At 45.7% G+C, this 17,514-nt stretch carries 16 protein-coding genes; 12 read left to right on the top strand and 4 right to left on the bottom strand.

Annotated features, from left to right (window positions below; genetic code table 11):
- Window positions 1-88: 88 nt before the first annotated feature.
- The gene (locus ACSAZL_RS03295) at window positions 89-445 is read right to left on the bottom strand and encodes a hypothetical protein (protein WP_440947313.1); all 357 of its coding nucleotides are present in this window, start codon (window positions 443-445) and stop codon (window positions 89-91) included.
- A gap of 570 nt (window positions 446-1,015) precedes the next feature.
- On the opposite strand from ACSAZL_RS03295, the gene ACSAZL_RS03290 reads away from it, so the two are divergent.
- From ACSAZL_RS03290 to ACSAZL_RS03260, 7 genes are all read left to right on the top strand, one after another.
- Complete coding sequence (locus tag ACSAZL_RS03290) at window positions 1,016-1,840, top strand: ABC transporter ATP-binding protein (RefSeq protein WP_440948773.1); 825 nt, start codon at window positions 1,016-1,018, stop codon at window positions 1,838-1,840.
- Window positions 1,841-2,000: 160 nt separating this feature from the next.
- Window positions 2,001-2,795 (top strand): DUF1638 domain-containing protein, encoded by a 795-nt coding sequence (locus ACSAZL_RS03285; protein ID WP_440947312.1) that lies wholly within the window; start codon window positions 2,001-2,003, stop codon window positions 2,793-2,795.
- A gap of 504 nt (window positions 2,796-3,299) precedes the next feature.
- A complete protein-coding gene (locus ACSAZL_RS03280) occupies window positions 3,300-4,106 on the top strand; it encodes a DUF1638 domain-containing protein (protein WP_440947311.1) in 807 nt (268 codons plus the stop codon).
- A gap of 368 nt (window positions 4,107-4,474) precedes the next feature.
- The gene (locus ACSAZL_RS03275) at window positions 4,475-6,268 is read left to right on the top strand and encodes a glycosyltransferase family 4 protein (RefSeq protein WP_440947310.1); all 1,794 of its coding nucleotides are present in this window, start codon (window positions 4,475-4,477) and stop codon (window positions 6,266-6,268) included.
- A 54-nt stretch (window positions 6,269-6,322) separates the two neighbouring features.
- Window positions 6,323-7,351, top strand: coding sequence for a galactose-1-phosphate uridylyltransferase (locus ACSAZL_RS03270; RefSeq protein WP_440947309.1), 1,029 nt, complete (start codon window positions 6,323-6,325; stop codon window positions 7,349-7,351).
- Between the two features lie 107 nt (window positions 7,352-7,458).
- Window positions 7,459-7,692: a hypothetical protein gene (locus tag ACSAZL_RS03265; protein ID WP_440947308.1), complete on the top strand. Its 234-nt coding sequence runs from the start codon at window positions 7,459-7,461 to the stop codon at window positions 7,690-7,692.
- Between the two features lie 4 nt (window positions 7,693-7,696).
- Entirely contained in the window at window positions 7,697-8,860 is a 1,164-nt protein-coding gene (locus ACSAZL_RS03260; protein WP_440947307.1) for a glycosyltransferase family 4 protein, read from the top strand.
- Window positions 8,861-8,990: 130 nt separating this feature from the next.
- Here the strand turns inward: ACSAZL_RS03260 and ACSAZL_RS03255 are convergent, their stop codons facing one another.
- From ACSAZL_RS03255 to ACSAZL_RS03245, 3 genes are all read right to left on the bottom strand, one after another.
- Entirely contained in the window at window positions 8,991-9,626 is a 636-nt protein-coding gene (locus ACSAZL_RS03255) for a DUF2150 family protein (RefSeq protein WP_440947306.1), read from the bottom strand.
- Window positions 9,627-9,696: 70 nt separating this feature from the next.
- Entirely contained in the window at window positions 9,697-10,146 is a 450-nt protein-coding gene (locus ACSAZL_RS03250; RefSeq protein ID WP_440947305.1) for a UPF0179 family protein, read from the bottom strand.
- 278 nt (window positions 10,147-10,424) lie between these two features.
- Complete coding sequence (locus ACSAZL_RS03245; RefSeq protein WP_440948772.1) at window positions 10,425-11,495, bottom strand: NAD(P)-dependent glycerol-1-phosphate dehydrogenase; 1,071 nt, start codon at window positions 11,493-11,495, stop codon at window positions 10,425-10,427.
- 756 nt (window positions 11,496-12,251) lie between these two features.
- Here ACSAZL_RS03245 and ACSAZL_RS03240 point away from each other — a divergent pair.
- The 5 genes from ACSAZL_RS03240 to ACSAZL_RS03220 all read left to right on the top strand — a co-directional run bounded on the left by ACSAZL_RS03240 (window position 12,252) and on the right by ACSAZL_RS03220 (window position 17,462).
- Window positions 12,252-13,121, top strand: a complete 870-nt coding sequence (locus tag ACSAZL_RS03240) for a DUF63 family protein (protein ID WP_440947304.1) — start codon at window positions 12,252-12,254, stop codon at window positions 13,119-13,121.
- A 115-nt stretch (window positions 13,122-13,236) separates the two neighbouring features.
- On the top strand, window positions 13,237-13,980 hold the full coding sequence (locus ACSAZL_RS03235; RefSeq protein ID WP_440947303.1) for a stage II sporulation protein M: 744 nt from the start codon (window positions 13,237-13,239) through the stop codon (window positions 13,978-13,980).
- Window positions 13,981-14,335: 355 nt separating this feature from the next.
- Window positions 14,336-15,499 carry a formate--phosphoribosylaminoimidazolecarboxamide ligase family protein gene (locus ACSAZL_RS03230; RefSeq protein ID WP_440947302.1) on the top strand — a complete coding sequence of 388 codons (1,164 nt, stop codon included), beginning with the start codon at window positions 14,336-14,338 and terminating at the stop codon, window positions 15,497-15,499.
- A gap of 374 nt (window positions 15,500-15,873) precedes the next feature.
- On the top strand, window positions 15,874-17,100 hold the full coding sequence (locus ACSAZL_RS03225) for a translation initiation factor IF-2 subunit gamma (protein WP_440947301.1): 1,227 nt from the start codon (window positions 15,874-15,876) through the stop codon (window positions 17,098-17,100).
- On the top strand, window positions 17,097-17,462 hold the full coding sequence (locus tag ACSAZL_RS03220; protein ID WP_440947300.1) for a PIN domain-containing protein: 366 nt from the start codon (window positions 17,097-17,099) through the stop codon (window positions 17,460-17,462). The genes ACSAZL_RS03225 and ACSAZL_RS03220 overlap by 4 nt, the downstream gene beginning before the upstream one ends.
- Window positions 17,463-17,514 lie beyond the last annotated feature (52 nt).

Below are 17,514 nucleotides of genomic sequence, written 5' to 3'. Positions count from 1 at the left end.
TGAACAACCGAAATGGAATCTGGAACAACCGGTGAGAAAAAAATAGAAAAGGCGGAAACAAAGCCCGGACAAGGGGGTCTGCAAGAACTCAGACCAGCCCCAGAGTCTCTACAAGGCTGATTCCGTACCAGATTACCATAAGGTTATTTGCGGTTACCAGGACACCTACGGATTCTATTATGTGTTTTGTGAGATTCCATCGTTCCTTTGAAGTTTTTATCACCGGAGCTACGTAAAAGAGCAAAAGGATGAATGCAATTTTTATAAGCAGAAGGTGATAAATTCCATACTTTTCCAGGATCATGGCAGGAACAGGGTTATATTCTGTGCCGAAGGGCAGTGCGTAAAAGGTAGAAGCCCAGTCCCCTATCACATAGAAAAGGATGATAAAGCGGATATCGTACAGATAAGACCCGAACGAACTCCGAACATAGCCTACTTCCAAGAAAAAACCCCCTTGATTACTTCTTTGTTTTTCAATTAAAGCGACTTTATTTTAGAGGATTATATAAACGTAAGAAACTAAGATAGAGGTTTACAAATTTTAGTAAGGGGGCCGTAACTGGTTTTAATAATATTTCAGGTGTTTATGGGCACCCGAATACGGAACAAAGGTTCAAACGAGCTTATATAAGCTCAAAAACAATAAAATATATATTTAACAGGATTTTTTTCAGAAATAAAATAAAAAAGGAAGCCTAAAGGCTTCTGAAGCCGTTTTGGGGTATATTTTGAAGAATATGTCTAATTGATGCCCGGTACTACCAAGATATGAAGTGAATGAATATTTTTAGCCCTATTTATAATAAAGTGAAGAAGTGTCCTGCAAGCATGGAAAAGGTTTAAAAAGGAGAATTTCAACTAAGAGAAAAGTTCCGACAACAGATAATTTCATCAAAGGTGATCATAATAAAAGAGATCCAGTAAAAGTGATCCGGTGGAATCCTGAAGTGAGAGCCTTACTGGAGATTCTATTTAATTGATGACTGAAAGTCGGATTTCAAACGAAAAGATGATGCTGATGGCTGAACAATTAGAAAAACCGGAGATGAAGAACTTACCCTCTCTGCTGGAAATGAAAAATGTTACGGTGGTCCGGGGTGGAAAAAAAATCCTTGACTCCGTATCCCTTTCCATCAAGCCCGGAGAACACGTTGCAATTATCGGGCCTAACGGTTCCGGCAAGTCCTCCCTGATAAAGACATTAACAAAAGAGTACCACCCACTTGCAGCAGCCGACGGGCTCGTACTGAAAATCATGGGGAAGGAAACCTGGAACGTATTTGAGCTCAGGAAGCTTCTCGGGATAGTCTCAGGAGAACTCCAGCAGACATGCTGCCGCCAGATCCGGGTCCTTGATGTGGTACTCTCCGGGTTTTTCAGCAGCATAGGTATATATTACAACCACAAAGTAACCCCGGAAATGGAAGCGAGAGCAGAAGAAGTTCTGGACTTCCTTGAGATTCCTCACCTTGCAAAGCGGCTGATGTGCGAGCTTTCCACAGGAGAAGCAAGGAGGGTGCTGATAGGGCGGGCTCTTGTACACGACCCGCGGGCGCTGTTCCTGGACGAACCCGCAAACAGCCTTGACCTAAAAGCCCTTCACGGTTTCCGTGAAAGCGTCCGGAAAATTGCGCTTTCAGGCAAAAGTGTGATTCTTGTCACCCACAACCTGCAGGACGTCATTCCCGAAATCACCCGGGTGATTCTCATAAAGGAAGGGAAAGTCTTCAGGGACGGGAAGAAAGAAGAAATCCTGACAGACGCAAACCTCTCGGAACTTTTCTCCCTCCCGGTAAAAGTCCTGGAAAAAGAAGGTTATTACCAGGCATGGAGCTGAAAAAAGCATATCTCCGGTGCAGCCCTGAAAATCCGCCCCTTTCAGAGCTTACCGGGACGGAGAAAATGGACTCAAAATTAAAAAACCCTCGTTTTCCGCTAAGAGTTATTAGCTCCCCCGATAAGGATATTCTTTAATAGTTCCGGGCAAAGTCTATATCATGACAGTGATGGGCATAATTGGCTGCAGGATATTCGAAGATGAAATTGTCCATGTGCTTGCAAACGACCCTGAAGCGGAAAAAATTTACCTCATAAAAAATGAAGAAAACATAGGGCTCCTACACAAACTTAAATCCCAGGGACTTGATCCGGTAGTCCTTCCTTTTTACGAGTTAAGAACCTACCTGAAGCAAAGTGACGAATTTAGCATTATTGTCCAGCTTCAGGAGATCGGACTCCATACGGACCCGGCCAGGCTAAAAAGTAAAACATATACGAACCTGAACCTGATGTCCAGATTTGCAGACGGAATCCTCCTTTTTTATGGGCTTTGCGGACATGCTTTTTCCCGGATGCAGAAAGATTTTTCATATTTCAGGTGTTCCCTGAAGCTACTTCAGGACAGAAGCGCAGGCGAACCGGCTCAGCCCCTTGAAGACTGCATTGCAGCAGCCCTCGGGGGCAACTCTCGCTACCGGGAGATTTTGAAAAGCAACAGTGATACTTTTTTCCTAACCCCTATGTGGGCTGGAAACTGGAAAACTGCTTTCAGGGCAGATGAGAAATTCTTTCCGGGCTTTGAATTCACCCCTGAAAATCTGAGAGAACTCGGTTATCGAAAAGTTGCAAAGGTCAACACAGGGCTTTCCTATGAACCTGATTTTGAGAAAAAAATTGAAGAATTTGCGCTTAACTTCGGGTTTGAGGTTGTAGAACTTAAAGGCAGTAAGGAAATAGCGCAAGAATCATACATCCTCATGCAAAAAATGCTGCTCAACCCGCTTAAAGCCTGAAAAAGTCCTGTCCAGAAAGAACCTTAAAAGCTTCACTACTTGCGGACTGGCTCAAAATGAGATTGGATCAAAGTGGAATTGATTCAAAATGGGATTGGATCAAAGTGGAATTGATTCAAAATGGGATTGGATCAAAGTGGAATTGATTCAAAATGGGATTGGATCAAAAGGATTAGCTTTTTTGAAATCATCTTGAAGATACCGAAAAATTGTTTTGAAGGCATTAAGTCAAGTTATTGAAGTTATTGAAATGTACCAGATGATTGATGAGTGCATTTTCTTAACGCTCAGATATATAAGGATACACGTAAAATAATAACTTAATATATTTAAATGCCGGGAAATTAAGTTGAATCTTTTTAGGCTTTTTAAAAAATCTGATTTTTAAAGCATATTATTTTTAAAAAACATTCTTCCGGAGATTACATGAAAATCCTTCAGGAGCTGCCCGGTCAGCTTTCAAAATATGGAAAATAATGAGCTGCACATACCAGAGGAGTACAGATGCCGGTAATGACCATAATAGGGTGCAGGATGTTCGAAGACGAAATAATGCACCTCCTTGAAAATGACCCTGAGATCAGAAAAGTGCTCGTAGTGGAAAACGAAGACTGCGGCGGGATCATGAGAAAGATGGCCGAAGCAGGAATTGAACATACAGCGCTCCCCCTTGAAGAGATTCCCGAAAAATCTTCAGGGGAAGCCGAAGGTTTAACCCTGATAATATACATGCTTGAGCTTGCCCTGCACGCAATCCCTGAAAACCTCAAAAAAACCGTTTATTCAAAAGTGGAACTTATGGCCCCCCGCTCGGATGGAGTTCTTCTCTTTTACGGGCTTTGCGGAAACGTGCTCGGGAAAATTGAAGAAGACTTCAAGGCCCTGGACTGCAGGGTCTGTATCCTGAAAGAAGAGAACGGAGAAATCGTGGACGACTGTATAGGGGCCGTACTCGGAGGCAGGGGGCACTACCTGGAAGTCCTGAAGAGCTGTAGGGGCGTAGGGACCTTTTTCCTGACCCCCATGTGGGCCGTGAACTGGAGGGAAATGATCCGGACTGCCGGCCTGAGCCGGAACCCGGATGATATTGAGATGTCGAAATTCGTCTTTGACTATGCGGGCTACAAAAGGGTTGCAAGGGTAAATACAGGCCTTGCCTATGAAAAAGACTTTGATGCCCGGGTAAAGGAGTTCTCTACTCTCTTTGAATTTGAGGTTACGGATCTCGAAGGGACGCTGCAGCTTGTGGAGAATTGTTACGCAAAAACAAAAGCTTCAATGTTCGAGGCTTTCCCTCACTCCCGGGCCTGAAAACCCGGATCCGAATCCTGGTCTGAAAACCGGGGCCTGAAAAGCTTCTATCCTGCTTCATTCCGGTTCCGGAATCATTTTCTATTTTTTTAATTCAATCCTTAAAGGTCGGTCCTGAAAGATAGGTTCTGGAAGACATATTGATACGATTTTCTATCTCACACATATTACTCACACATATTTGTCATATCTTCCAAATATTTGTCGTATTTTACATATCGTTATCACACTTTGCACATATTTATTATGCAGTTCTCTGCTTCACCGTATACATCAGTTTACTTTATAAATTGAGAGGCATTAATATTCATAGACAATAAAAGTTAACACGAAATCTAACGGCAAAAAACATTAGGGGGAATTCAGGAATGGGAAACCATTTCATTCTACTTGCCGGAGAAGAGGCAGGGCCTGCATCAAATAAAATGGGCGGGATCTGGAACGTCATTCATGAAGAGGCACATACCCTTGCGGCTCTTTTTGACTCCGGGAAACTTAAGGCAAAAGAAGACACAGAAATTCTTGTTGCAGGACCATATTTTGGGCACAGGGGTGCTGACTGGAACCGGGGCTTGAACAGAATTACGAATATGAACGGGCTTGCTCCCCTAAGCACTGACGGAGAACTCAAAAAAAGCTTGAAAGCCCTTGAAAACGAGGGCATTAGCGTTTTCACAGGAGAAGAAATGGTCGGGGAAACCAGGATAGGTTACCTGCAATTCCAGACCTCTGATTTTGGAAAAATCCGCTCAACCTATGGGGGGAAAGAGATGACTCTCGAAAGCAGGGTCAAAGCCGAAGCCTACGAACTCCTGGGGCTTGACTCCCTCAGATATGAAAGTATGCCAAATGGCGCGGAATATACTCATTACCTTTCTCTTTCACATTCGATTTCCGAGCTGATCCGGCTTCTTGTAAGTTCGGCTCCCAAAACTTTGGCAGAAGAGAAAGACCAGGGGAAAGAATTGATTCCCTGCCCCGGAGTTTCCCTGCACTGCCATGAATTTGGGGTATTTTATGCTCCTGCAAGACTTCGAAAATTGGGGATCCCGACAAATTCCGTTGCAACCCTGCATGCTACTATCCCCGGCAGAGCTGCCGGATACAACTCAATCCAGAAAAGGAGAAACAATGACAGCACGTGGCCTCCTGGAGTGCCGGAAAACCTTGCCTCCCTCGAAGCCCTTGCCATGTACGCAGACATGGTTACTGCAGTAGGAGAGTCCACGCGCCAGGAAGCCCGACTTTTCTACGGGATCAACGGAATTGTCATTAGAAACGGGATAACAATCGAAACCGAAAAAATAGACTGGCCCCGAAAAGAACTCTGCCTCTCAAAGATCCGGACTTTCCTTTCCGAAAACCTGTACAGATATTACGGAGGGGAAAAGATCGAGCCCGAAAAGATCATCCCCATTTTCACAATCTCCCGTATAGAGGTTGAAAACAAAGGGTACCCCGACCTTCTTGATTCCCTTGTAGCTCTCGAGCATATAATAAGGAACAGTATAATGGAAGGACATATGGAAGAGGGGATAAAGGTAATCTGCTTCCTTGTGGCTACGGAAGGCCCTAAAACCAACCTTCCGGAAGGGTTCCCGGTAAATCTTCCAAAAGATGTGCTTGTGGGAAACGAGCTGAGGCTTCAGCAGATGATAGAAGAGAGAGAGCTTGATTTCCCGAAAATGGTAAGAGGAAAGCGTTCGGTCGCGGCTATGCTCTATCCCCAGATAATCTCAACAGAGGACGGCGGGCTGGGAATGGGGGTCAGGGACTTTATGGCTGGCTGCTGCGCCGGAATTTTTCCCTCCCGCTACGACCCATTCCTGCTAACAGGACTCGAAGCCGGAAGAGAGGGGACCCCAAGCGTGGTAAGCCGGGTCTGCGGTTTCAGTGATGCCATAAAAACTATCGAATCCCTGGTCGAAGGCCTGGGCGGAGTAATAGTGGTAGACAACATAGACCTCTCTTACTACGAGACCGTCCTTGACTACGCCCTTTCGGTCAGTTACTTTACCAGAAATTTCATAGACGACCGGGTGAAATACAAACTTCTCTGCAGGGAGGCGTTTCTCCTTGCAAAGGATATGGGCTGGGAAAAACCCGCAGAACAGTATTATGAACTGATAAGCGGGGCACGCTTTTGTAAAAATAAAAAATGAAGACTCCTAAATGGATAAAAGAGGAAATCAGGAGTAGATTGAGGTTTTCCGAAAATGTCAGAAATCAGAAAGCACTATTTTCTCCCCGAGTACTGCATAATTGCCGAAGGGAGAGCTAAAAGACCTTCGGATTTTGCAGGAACAGCCAAAGATTCCGAAAAAAACCATTCCGAAAGCTGCGTGTTCTGCGGGGGGAATGAAGAAAAGACGCCTTCTGCAACTGCGGTATATAAGAAAGGGGAGATCTTTGCCGATACCGAAGAAAAAAGAATCCGCAACTGGGATTTTCGCTGTTTTCCAAACCTTTATCCTGCACTTTCTCCTGCCCCCCCTCCTCCCGGATTTCACGGAAAAGGGCTTGAAGCTTTTCCGGGGTTCGGTTTCCATGAGGTAATAGTGGAGTCCCCCGTACACGGGAAAAAACTTGGGGACTTTTCCGACACTGAAATATCCGGGCTTATGAAGGTCTATAAGGACAGGGTATGCCATTACGCAGCCCGCAAAAAAGTTCGTTATGTCTCCCTGTTCAAAAACTCCGGAAAAGCCGCAGGCGCTTCACAGAACCATCCGCACAGCCAGCTCCTCGCCCTGCCTGTTTTCCCTCAGGTTCTGGAAAGGGAACTGAAAGCTATCAGGGAAGAAGAAAAGTGCCCGTACTGCGCGCTCCTTGAAAAAGAAAAAGCTTCAACACGCCTTATCCATGAAAATAGCAAATTTGTGGCTTTTGCCCCTTACTATTCAATGGGACCCTTTGAAGTATGGATCCTTCCAAAAGAACATATCAGTTGCCTGGGAGATTTTAGTCCGGAACTCCTTTTTCCCCTTGGGGAAATTTTGAGAGCGGTCCTCAGGAGTTATGAAAAAGTACTCGGGAACCTGCCCTATAACTACATGTTCTACCAGCTTTTTGAAACCCCGGAGTACCACCTGAACCTGAGGCTGCTACCCAGGATCTCCACTGCCGCAGGGTTCGAACTGAATACCGGAATTTACATCAACACGGTTTCTCCTGAAAAGGCAGCCTCATACCTGAGGGGATATAATAATGAGCCGGCTCAGGAGGAAGCCGGGAAAGAGAAATAAACAGCTGGAGTGAAAGTATCCGCTGTAAAACATGGGGAAAAAAACGGAGATATATTTATGTACAATTAAAAAGGATAAAGTTAGGGAAGTATAGAGATGTATCCGTAATGCGAAAATTGCCTCCAGACAAGCAGATCTGGAGAATTCCTGTCCTGAATAGGTACGTGAAGGATTTTAGGGGGAGGCGGACAGAGGAATTGCAGCTAGAAAGGCACAACCCGAGTTTACCAATCTGGAAAACATATATAAGGAAACTGAAGGGTTTTAACAGCACAGGCTGGGGGATGCCTGTAACTTTTAGCAGCCATGATGTCCTTTACTTGACAAAAAGGAATGAGTGAGTCTATGAAAAAGATTCGAGTAGGAATGTTTAGCTGGGAAAGTCTGTATTCGATACGTGTAGGTGGTATTTCACCCCATGTATCCGAACTCTCTGAGGCTCTTGCAGCCGAGGGTCACGATATCCATCTTTTTACCCGAGGCAAAGATAATGGTGATGAAATCATCAAAGGAGTTCACTACCACAGGGTGGCATGCGACCGGTACGGAGGGATAGTGGAACAGATGAACAGGATGTGCGACGCCATGTACTGTCGGTTCCTGGACGTGAGGGAGGAAGTGGGAGAGTTTGATATCCTCCACGGGCACGACTGGCATCCTGTAAATGTCCTCTGCAGGATTAAAGCCCAGTTCGGGCTGCCTTTTGTCCTTACCTTTCACAGTACGGAATGGGGGCGCAATGGAAACCTCCACGGAGACTGGTGGGAAGCAAAGGAGATTTCACACAGGGAATGGCTTGGCGGGTATGAAGCTTCCGATGTAATTGTTACGTCTACGATTTTGAAAGAGGAAGTCAAGCACATTTACAAAATTCCCGATTATAAGCTCTGGGAGATCCCCAATGGGATAAACGTGGGAAAAATAAAGAGGAATGTTGACCCCGGAACAATAAAAAGAAACTACGGTATTCATCCATGCCTTCCCGTGGTGCTCTTCACCGGAAGGATGTCTTACCAGAAGGGCCCGGATTTGCTCGTCGAAGCTGCAGCAAAAGTCCTGAGGAAAAGGGATGCCCAGTTTGTGCTCATAGGAGAAGGAGAGATGCGGGCTCAATGTGAAAACCAGGCTAACAGGCTTGGGATTGGGGACTCCTGCAATTTCCTTGGTTATGCCCCGGACAACACCGTCATAGACTGGTTTAACGCCTGTGACCTTGTATGTGTCCCTAGCCGGAACGAGCCCTTCGGAATAGTCGTGCTTGAAGCATGGGATGCGAGAAAGCCGGTGGTTGCAAGTGATGCAGTCGCTCTTGTTGAGAACTTCAGGACAGGTATCATTGCCCATAAAGAACCCTCTTCCATTGCCTGGGGCCTCAATTACGTATTAGAAGGACTCGGCCGCAACAGGATGGGAGAGAAGGGGTACGACCTCCTGAAAAAGAAGTACAACTGGGAAACGATAGCCGCAAAAACCCTTGAAGTATATAAAAAAGTAATCGAAAAGACCTGAATGCCAGGTAAATAAGATTGCTAGAAAATGAGCTTACTTAAAAATAGGATTTACTTTAAAAATAAGCTTACTTAAAAATAAGATTGCAAAAAAAATCCTGAGTACTTAAAAAAGTTAGGAGAGGAAGATGTTATACGGCGTCTTCCTCGTCATCTTCATCAAATTCTTTGTAACTGTCACTTCCGACCATTGCTGCCGAGATAGAGTCAATCCCGTCAAGCCACTCTGCAACAATGCCGTACGGAAGCTCAGCCATGACCTCTTCAGGCAGGCTCTGTCCTTTGAGCACGATTGCGCCGCACTGTGCAGTGTAATCAAGAGCAAGTTCAAGGTTGTCCGAGGCTTCGGCATCGACTGCTGCTTTTATAAGTTCATCGATATTTGCTCCGTCCTCATAATCACCCATAACATAGCATTCGAAGGCGACAAGCGCCCCCATAAGAGAGGTCTGTACCGAATCGATCATAAGGTCGATATCTTCAGAAATGGGGTCGACCTCGGAAAGCACGATATCCCTTATCTCCTCAAGAATTTGCAGAGCTTTTTCTTTGGAGAGCATGGCTTTTTCAAAGCGAGCGGTTACTTTCAGGCAGGCAAGGATCACGTCGTCAACCATATTGACGAATACAGCGCTTTCCTTCCCGGCTTCTTCTTCTGTTTCCTTTATTTGAAAACCGCTTTCCCTTGCCCGTCCGAGCCAGTTTTCCCAGCGCTTTTGGGTATAAAATTCATAGGGGGGGACCTGGTTCATTTCATGTTCAGGCACTTATAACACCGCTTTATACCTTTTTTATTAATTATCAGTCTTACTATTACTAAAAGGTGTTTGTTTATGTTCACCAGGCAAGTTTCACTTTTTTCAAGGAATTGCCGGCTTCACATTTTGAGTCAAGGCTTTCAAGGACCTCTACGATTTTGCATTTGTCCCCTTTTAAAAGCCCTTCCGGATGGCAGACCTCATAAACGCTGCACTCTCTCTTTCCACATTTAGCGGGCTCATACATAATTTTTGCCCCTTCAACGGCTTTTCTCGATTCCACGGTTGTCAGGATAGGAGCCCTGCTGACGTCCACAGCAAGCACCCCGCCATCGTGCAGGAAACACTCGTGTACGTCTTTACTTTTTATCCTCTCGACTCTATATCTGCGTCCGGGTTCAAGGTTAAGGCAGGTATTCTTCAACCGGCATTTCTTGCATTCAGGCATTTCACCTTTGAATATGAATTCCAGCCCTTCCCTTGCCAGCCGTGATCCTATGAGTGTTATTTTGGTATCGCTTTCTGTCATAATAGTTCTTCCATTTAAATTTATTCCGGCATTTGTTAGTTTTTCGGGATCCTGGAGCTTGTCCCGAAATATTTCGAATTAGTATTGAGATTAGACCTGAAGTCAGGCACTTAAGACGGATTATCCTGAATAAATTGAATTAACTTAAACTCAAATGGGCCGTTAACACTTATCAGATCCGAACCCTGACCTGAAAGATTCTGATATATCATTGTTTATCTTTATGATATTTCAAACAGTTGCTGATTTTTTGCTTCAGCCTGAGTTAGAACAACTTTTCAATTTATGACCTTTGTGATTCTTGCAACTTTCTCGGCTGCCGAGGGAGTAAGCCCGTTTCCGAGAATTGTATAGCGGTCCGGGCGGATACTGTGTGCATGTAACAGGGCTTCGATTATATATTTATCTTCTATGCCCATTTCTTCTGCAGTTGTAGGAGCCCCGATTTTTTTTAAGGCATCCCGGATCTCCTGCCAGTTTCCTCCGTGCAGGTACATCATCATGATCGTACCCACTCCGCACTGTTCACCGTGCAACGCAGGTTTTGGAGCAATCCTGTCAAGGGCGTGGCTGAACATATGTTCCGATCCCGAAGCCGGCCTTGAAGAACCTGCAATGCTCATTGCAACCCCGTTTGAGACCAGGGCTTTTACCACAAGCCTGGCAGAGGATTCATGCTCGGGCTTTATCGAATCGGCATTTTCTATTACCACCCTTGCTGCCATGCGGGAGAGAGCTGCAGCGTATTCCCCGAAGTACTCGTTCCGGAGCCGGCTTGCAAACTCCCAGTCCAGGACTGCCGTGTAATTGGAAATAATGTCTCCACAGCCGGCTGCTAGAAATCGGAAAGGAGCTGCCGAGATGATTTCGGTGTCCGCAACCACGGCAATAGGAGCCTGGGCCTGTACGGAAGCATTTTTTCCGTTGTCAATTATCGAGGCACGGGAAGAAGCAATGCCGTCATGAGAAGCTGCCGTCGGCACACTGATAAAGGGGATTTCAAGCCTCGTGGAAGCAAGTTTTGCAAGGTCGATGGATCTGCCGCTTCCTATCCCAAGAAGAAAAGTCGCCTCTATCTCGAGGGCTTTTTGCATTATTTTCTCGACTTCTTCCATAGTTGCCCTGCAGGTAAGCACCGTTTCTGCGCTGCTCCCTGTGTTTTCCAGGAGTTCACTAACTCTTTTACCCGCAACGCCCCGGGTGGTGTTCCCGGTCACTATCAGCGCATTTCCTTTCAGTTTCAGGTCCCTGCAGACATCTCCGATTTCCTCAAGCACACCATGCCCTACAAGCACGTCCCGCGGAAGCTGCATCCATTTTGCGCTGTTTTTATTGATGGTCAATTTTATACCCGCATGAATTTTTAGTTGTAATATTGAGGTGTAATAAGATATAGCTTAGACTTGACTTAATTAACACGGCAGGCACATGCCATCCGTTATTGAAGCTTACTTACTGAAGATTTACATCTCAACTATCTCTGCAGATATCTCTAGTCATCCGGGTATTTAACACCAGCAGATAAGCATCAGGCATTATGTCGACAGATGATAAGATCTTCAGGAAATTTCGACAACTTATCAAAACAACTTATCAAATATAGGTTTAATAGGAGAACTTAATTCATTAACTTAATTCTCAGACAGGATTAAGAATGCAGTGCTTCTGCCGGTTCATTCCGCACCTTTCTTTCTGGACTTAACTTTTCGCCCGGAAGAATTTCTTTCATCCGGAACAACCTCAGGAATTCCGGGACCTCACTGTGAACTAAATATGGTACTTCCCCAGGGTAATTTACTTAAATCAATTCCTTCTCTTTTGATAGACCTATTGACTCTTACTCATTAACAGATACAATTACATAGGTTAATTATAAAAATATAGTGATATAATACTTACCATATAACATTCATATACATATTTGCTTTTCCTGAAACATAGCTTCGAGAAGGCAAAGAAATATCTGCTATTAAACCGAACACCGTTCACCTTTAAGATTATCACATTTATATTTAAGAAGGAAATTTGTTTCAGATATATGAGCCAGTACGCAAATTCGGCCATTTACAGTAAGTATTAATTATATTAGGTTATTGCCATTTTGAATGAGTGATAAGATGAGTATTTTAACGGATAAGATTTCACAATTTATCAATACCTATTATCTGAATCCCATAAAAACCGATGACGGGTATAACCTTGTAAATACCTTTACCTGGGCAATGGTACTGGGGATCTGTATTTTCGGGATTTTCAAGCTCCTTAAAAAACTGGAAGTAAAAATAACTCCCGGGTTTATTCTCTCAATCCTGCCGTTCGTACTTGCGGGTTCTTCCCTGCGCGTGCTTGAAGATTCCCCTGCCGGCATCTTTCACCCCCCATTCTCCTATTTGCTTATAACCCCGAATATTTATTTCCTGGTCTTCGGGGTAACCGTAGTCTGCCTCTGGCTCTCAATCAGGCTGCAGAAGACAGGGCTTGTGGAGGATTATCGCCCGGTATTTGCAGGCTTCGGACTGGCATGGTTTTTCTTAAACCTTGGCACCCTGCTATATTTCGAGAATATCGTAGCCGCGTACGTTCCGGTCTTTGTGATCGGGGCGGGGACAGGGTTAACCCTGGCCTTTTACGCGGTTGCCCGTCACTTTAAGTCCTCGATTTTTACCGACCCTCTGAATCTCTCCATCCTGCTTGCTCATATGATGGACGCTTCTTCGACATACATAGGTATAGACAGACTAGGCTACTTTGAAAAACACGTGCTCCCATCTTATCTCATTAAACTTACGGATACCGCATTGGTTATGTATCCATTGAAGCTAATTATCTTCGTAGGGGTTCTTTATGCACTTGATACCCAGTTTGAGAAAGATGAGGAGTCAGAAAACTTGAAAATGCTTATTAAGATGGTTATTTTGATCCTCGGGCTTTCTCCGGCAACCCGAAACACAATCCGCATGATGCTGGGAATCTGAAAGGGATGGGGAAACAGGGGTCTGCAGCCGGAAACATGGAATCTGAAAGGAATGAAAACATGTGCCTGCAGCTGGCACCTGAATTCAGGAGGTTAAATCTTTGTTGGGGATAAACATGGAAAGAGAGGAAGACTACAATTTGGGGGAGAGGAGCGGAGAAGGGAGGGCAGAAACTCCCGGAGGGAAGAGGAAAGAAGAAGTATATGCTCCCGCGGAAAATGCCTACTTAGCTGAGATAGGAGGAACAGAACCCCGGCCAGGGGAAAGAACCGCCCCACAGGTATCCGGGTTTACCAGCTACCTGCGTTTTATCTGGCCGTATTTCCTTATCATTGCCGGGGTATTCTTTGTGGCTCTACTCGCAGGCTATAATTCATCGGCAAATTTTCCGAATATGGCTGACGAACTCATGAAAGGGTTCAGCAACCGTTTCGAGCCCCTCCTGTCTATGCCCCCGATAGTTATTATGTTTGGAATATTTCTTAACAACGCCTCTGTTAGCCTGATCTTTCTTGTACTCGGGCTCGCCTTTGGGGTTCTTCCGGTACTATTTATCGCCTTCAATGGATATGTTGTAGGAGTGATCTCGCACCTCGTAGCCCAGGAAAAAGGCCTGCTTTTTATCACACTTGCCCTGCTCCCGCACGGGATTTTAGAACTCCCCATGGTCTTCCTATCAGCTGGGATAGGGCTCAGACTCGGGCACCAGGTTTTCGCTGCACTTATAGGCAGGCACACTGAAATTAAAAAAGAATTTAAAGGAGGGCTGAGATTTTACTTCCGCTGGATTGTGCCTCTCCTTTTCGTGGCAGCTGTAGTTGAGACCTTTATTACACCTTTGATCCTGAGTTTCCTCTAAAAATCAGATAAAACGAAGCTGCCGTGAGAGGGCGCACCAGCCCTTCACCTTACCCTCTATTATATAGCCTTTCACCTTACCCTCGATTATATAGCCCTTCACCTTACCCTCGATTATATAAACGATTACTTCTATTAGAAAGGGTTTTAATAGGTAAAGCTGTTAATGGGGAAAAATCCAATCGGAGCTTTTATTTCATAATACGTGGAAAACAACCGCAGGGACCCGTATTTCAAGCACGACCCGTATTTCAGGTATCTCATCTCGAATGTCAGGGAAAGAATCACACGGGATCGCATCTGATCCCCATCTTACTGAAGTATCAATACCTCGAAAAAACTTAGGGACATCATATATGATTGACAGGAAAGAAATTAAGGAAATCGTTGAAGGCTATTACGCACATGCTGATAAGATTAAAGTGGGGACAATTGCCTCTCACTCCGGACTTGATATCTGTGACGGGGCAGTTGAAGAAGATTTCAGGACCCTTGCAGTCTGCCAGGCAGGCAGGGAGAAGACTTACACCGAATACTTCAGGGCTCAGAGGGATCCCTACGGGAGGATAAAGAGGGGAATTGTGGACGAAGCAGTCGTATATAAGAAGTATAATGAAATCCTCCTGCCCCAGAACCAGCAGAAACTGGTTGACGAGAAAGTACTTTTTATCCCTAATCGCTCTTTTACCTCATACTGCAGCATCGATGAGATCGAAGATAACTTCGGAGTGCCTATGGTAGGGAGCAGGAACCTCCTCAGGAGTGAGGAAAGGAGCGAACAGCAGAGTTACTACTGGATCCTTGAAAAAGCCGGGCTTCCGTTCCCGGAAAAAATTGAGTCTCCAGAGGACATAAACGAACTTGTAATGGTAAAGCTTCCCCATGCCGTAAAGAAACTCGAAAGAGGCTTTTTCACGGCATCAAGCTACAGGGAATACCAGGAAAAATCCGAAGCCCTTATAAAGCAGGGGGTTATTACGCGCGAAGCTCTCGAAAACGCCAGGATCGAGCGTTATATCATAGGTCCTGTGTTTAACCTTGATATGTTCTACTCCCCTATCGAGCCGAAAATGAGCAAGCTGGAACTCCTTGGCGTGGACTGGCGCTTTGAGACCAGCCTTGACGGGCATGTAAGGCTTCCTGCCCCCCAGCAGATGGCTCTTGCCCCGCACCAGCTCACCCCGGAATACACGGTCTGCGGGCACAATTCGGCAACTCTTCGCGAGTCTCTCCTTGAAAAGGTATTCGAAATGGGAGAAAAGTATGTGAAAGCCACTCAGGAGCACTACGCCCCTGGAATAATAGGACCCTTCTGCCTGCAGACCTGCGTGGACAAGGACCTGAATTTCTATATTTATGATGTAGCCCCGAGAGTAGGCGGCGGGACCAATGTGCATATGTCAGTCGGGCATTCCTACGGCAACTCCCTCTGGAGGAGACCGATGAGTACGGGCAGAAGGCTTGCCTTTGAGATCAGGCGCGCTCTGGAGCTCGAGAAACTTGATATGATCGTCACATAAATTTATTAAGGCTTTCCGGCATTAGTAGATATGAGTTGTGCAGGATACCGTAAACTTTAAAAGTATCATCCAAATCTGCGAGATTCGAGCCATAACTAAAAATTTAGTTACAGAACTCTCTCGGGTTTCCAGCCTGTAAATTCAGAATTTGTCCGGAAGAAAAGGTTCGAGCTCATGTAAAGCCCGTTCCTGCAAAATCCCGCTTCATCTACAGCTTATATAACACCAAGGATCACATAGTGAAAATTAAGAATCAGACTGGATTTAGAATTGAGATCTGCAGACCCCGGAGTTAAAATCCCCGGAGGCACAGATTTCGAAAAAATACCTGCCTTATATCAGATTATCTTCACTCTACTGGAGGAAACTACAACTTGAGTCAGCCCTGTGTTAATATCGGCATGGTAGGCCATGTCGACCATGGAAAAACCACACTTGTTAGAGCTTTATCCGGCGTGTGGACGGATACGCATAGTGAAGAAGTAAAAAGAGGGATTTCGATAAGATTGGGGTATGCCGATTCCCCATTCATGAAATGCCCTAAATGCCCTGCTCCTCAGTGTTATACTGTGGAAAAGACCTGCCCCAACTGTGGAGAAAAAACAGAAGAACACAGGACAGTGTCCTTTGTAGACGCCCCGGGGCACGAAACCCTTATGGCAACAATGCTTTCCGGTGCTGCAATTATGGACGGAGCAGTGCTTGTAATTGCCGCAAATGAAGACTGTCCGCAGCCCCAGACAAAAGAACACCTGATGGCTCTGGACATTATCGGAATCGAAAACATTGTTATAGTCCAGAATAAAATAGACCTCGTATCAAGGGAAAAGCTTGTCGAGAACTACCACCAGATAAAAGAATTTGTTAAAGGTACGGTTGCCGAAAACGCACCTATAATCCCGATTTCTGCCCAGCAGAATATTAACATTGATATCCTGATCGATGCTCTGGAAACCCAGATTCCGACTCCAGTGCACAAGGTGGACAAGCCTGCAAGCATGCTGATTGCCCGGTCTTTTGACATTAACAAACCCGGAGCCTCAATTGATGAAATCCGCGGAGGAGTTATCGGAGGTACCCTTACGGAAGGCGTACTTCACCCCGGAGACGAACTCGAGATCAGGCCGGGAATAAAAGTCACAACCGAAGGCAGCACCAAATGGATTCCTATCCTGACCACGATTTCATCCATTTATGCAGGCTCGACAAAGGTAGAGGAAGCAACTCCGGGAGGGCTTCTGGCTGTCGGAACCTACCTTGACCCTACCCTGACAAAAGGCGACTCTTTAACCGGGCAGATCGCAGGCGTTCCGGGCACCCTGCCTGAGACCAGGCACCAGTTTGTCATGGAACTGCACCTGCTCGACAGGGTTGTGGGAGTCACCAGGGAAGAAAAGATCAACGAAATTAAAACCAGTGAACCCCTTATGCTCAATGTCGGGACTGCAACGACCGTAGGGGTCGTCACAAGTGCCCGGAAAAATGAAGCCCAGGTAGCCCTCAAGCGTCCGATATGTGCAGCTGTTGGGGCGATGGTTGCTATCAGCAGGAGAATTGATTCCCGCTGGAGGCTCATTGGAGTAGGGGTAATAAAGAGTTGAAAATCATAATCGATACTAACGGGTTCATGATCCCTGTCCAGTTCGGAGTGGATATTTTCGAAGAACTGAAAAGGCTGGGTTTTGATGAGTTCTATGTGCCTGAAGCTGTTGTATTTGAAATAGAAAAACTCATAAAGCGGGAAAAAGGTTCAAACAGAACAGCCGCAAAGGTTGCCAGGTCCATGATGGACAGGTGCGAGCGAATAGCCGGCACGGGCCCTGCGGATGACGTGATTCTCAGGCTCGCGGGCGAGATGGAAGCGGCTGTTCTGACAAACGATATAGGGTTGAAGCGCAGGCTTGCCGAAAGCGGAATCCAGACCGTATCCCTGCGCCAGAAAAACAGACTTGATATTGTCTGAAAACCCCACCGGACATTTCCGGGCAGCAGTTCCATTGATTAACTTTAGGGTG

This window comes from Methanosarcina mangrovi (assembly GCF_052057765.1).
GTDB lineage: Archaea > Halobacteriota > Methanosarcinia > Methanosarcinales > Methanosarcinaceae > Methanosarcina.
Note: the sequence above shows the minus strand (reverse complement) of the source record. Positions and strands in the feature narration are given on the sequence as shown.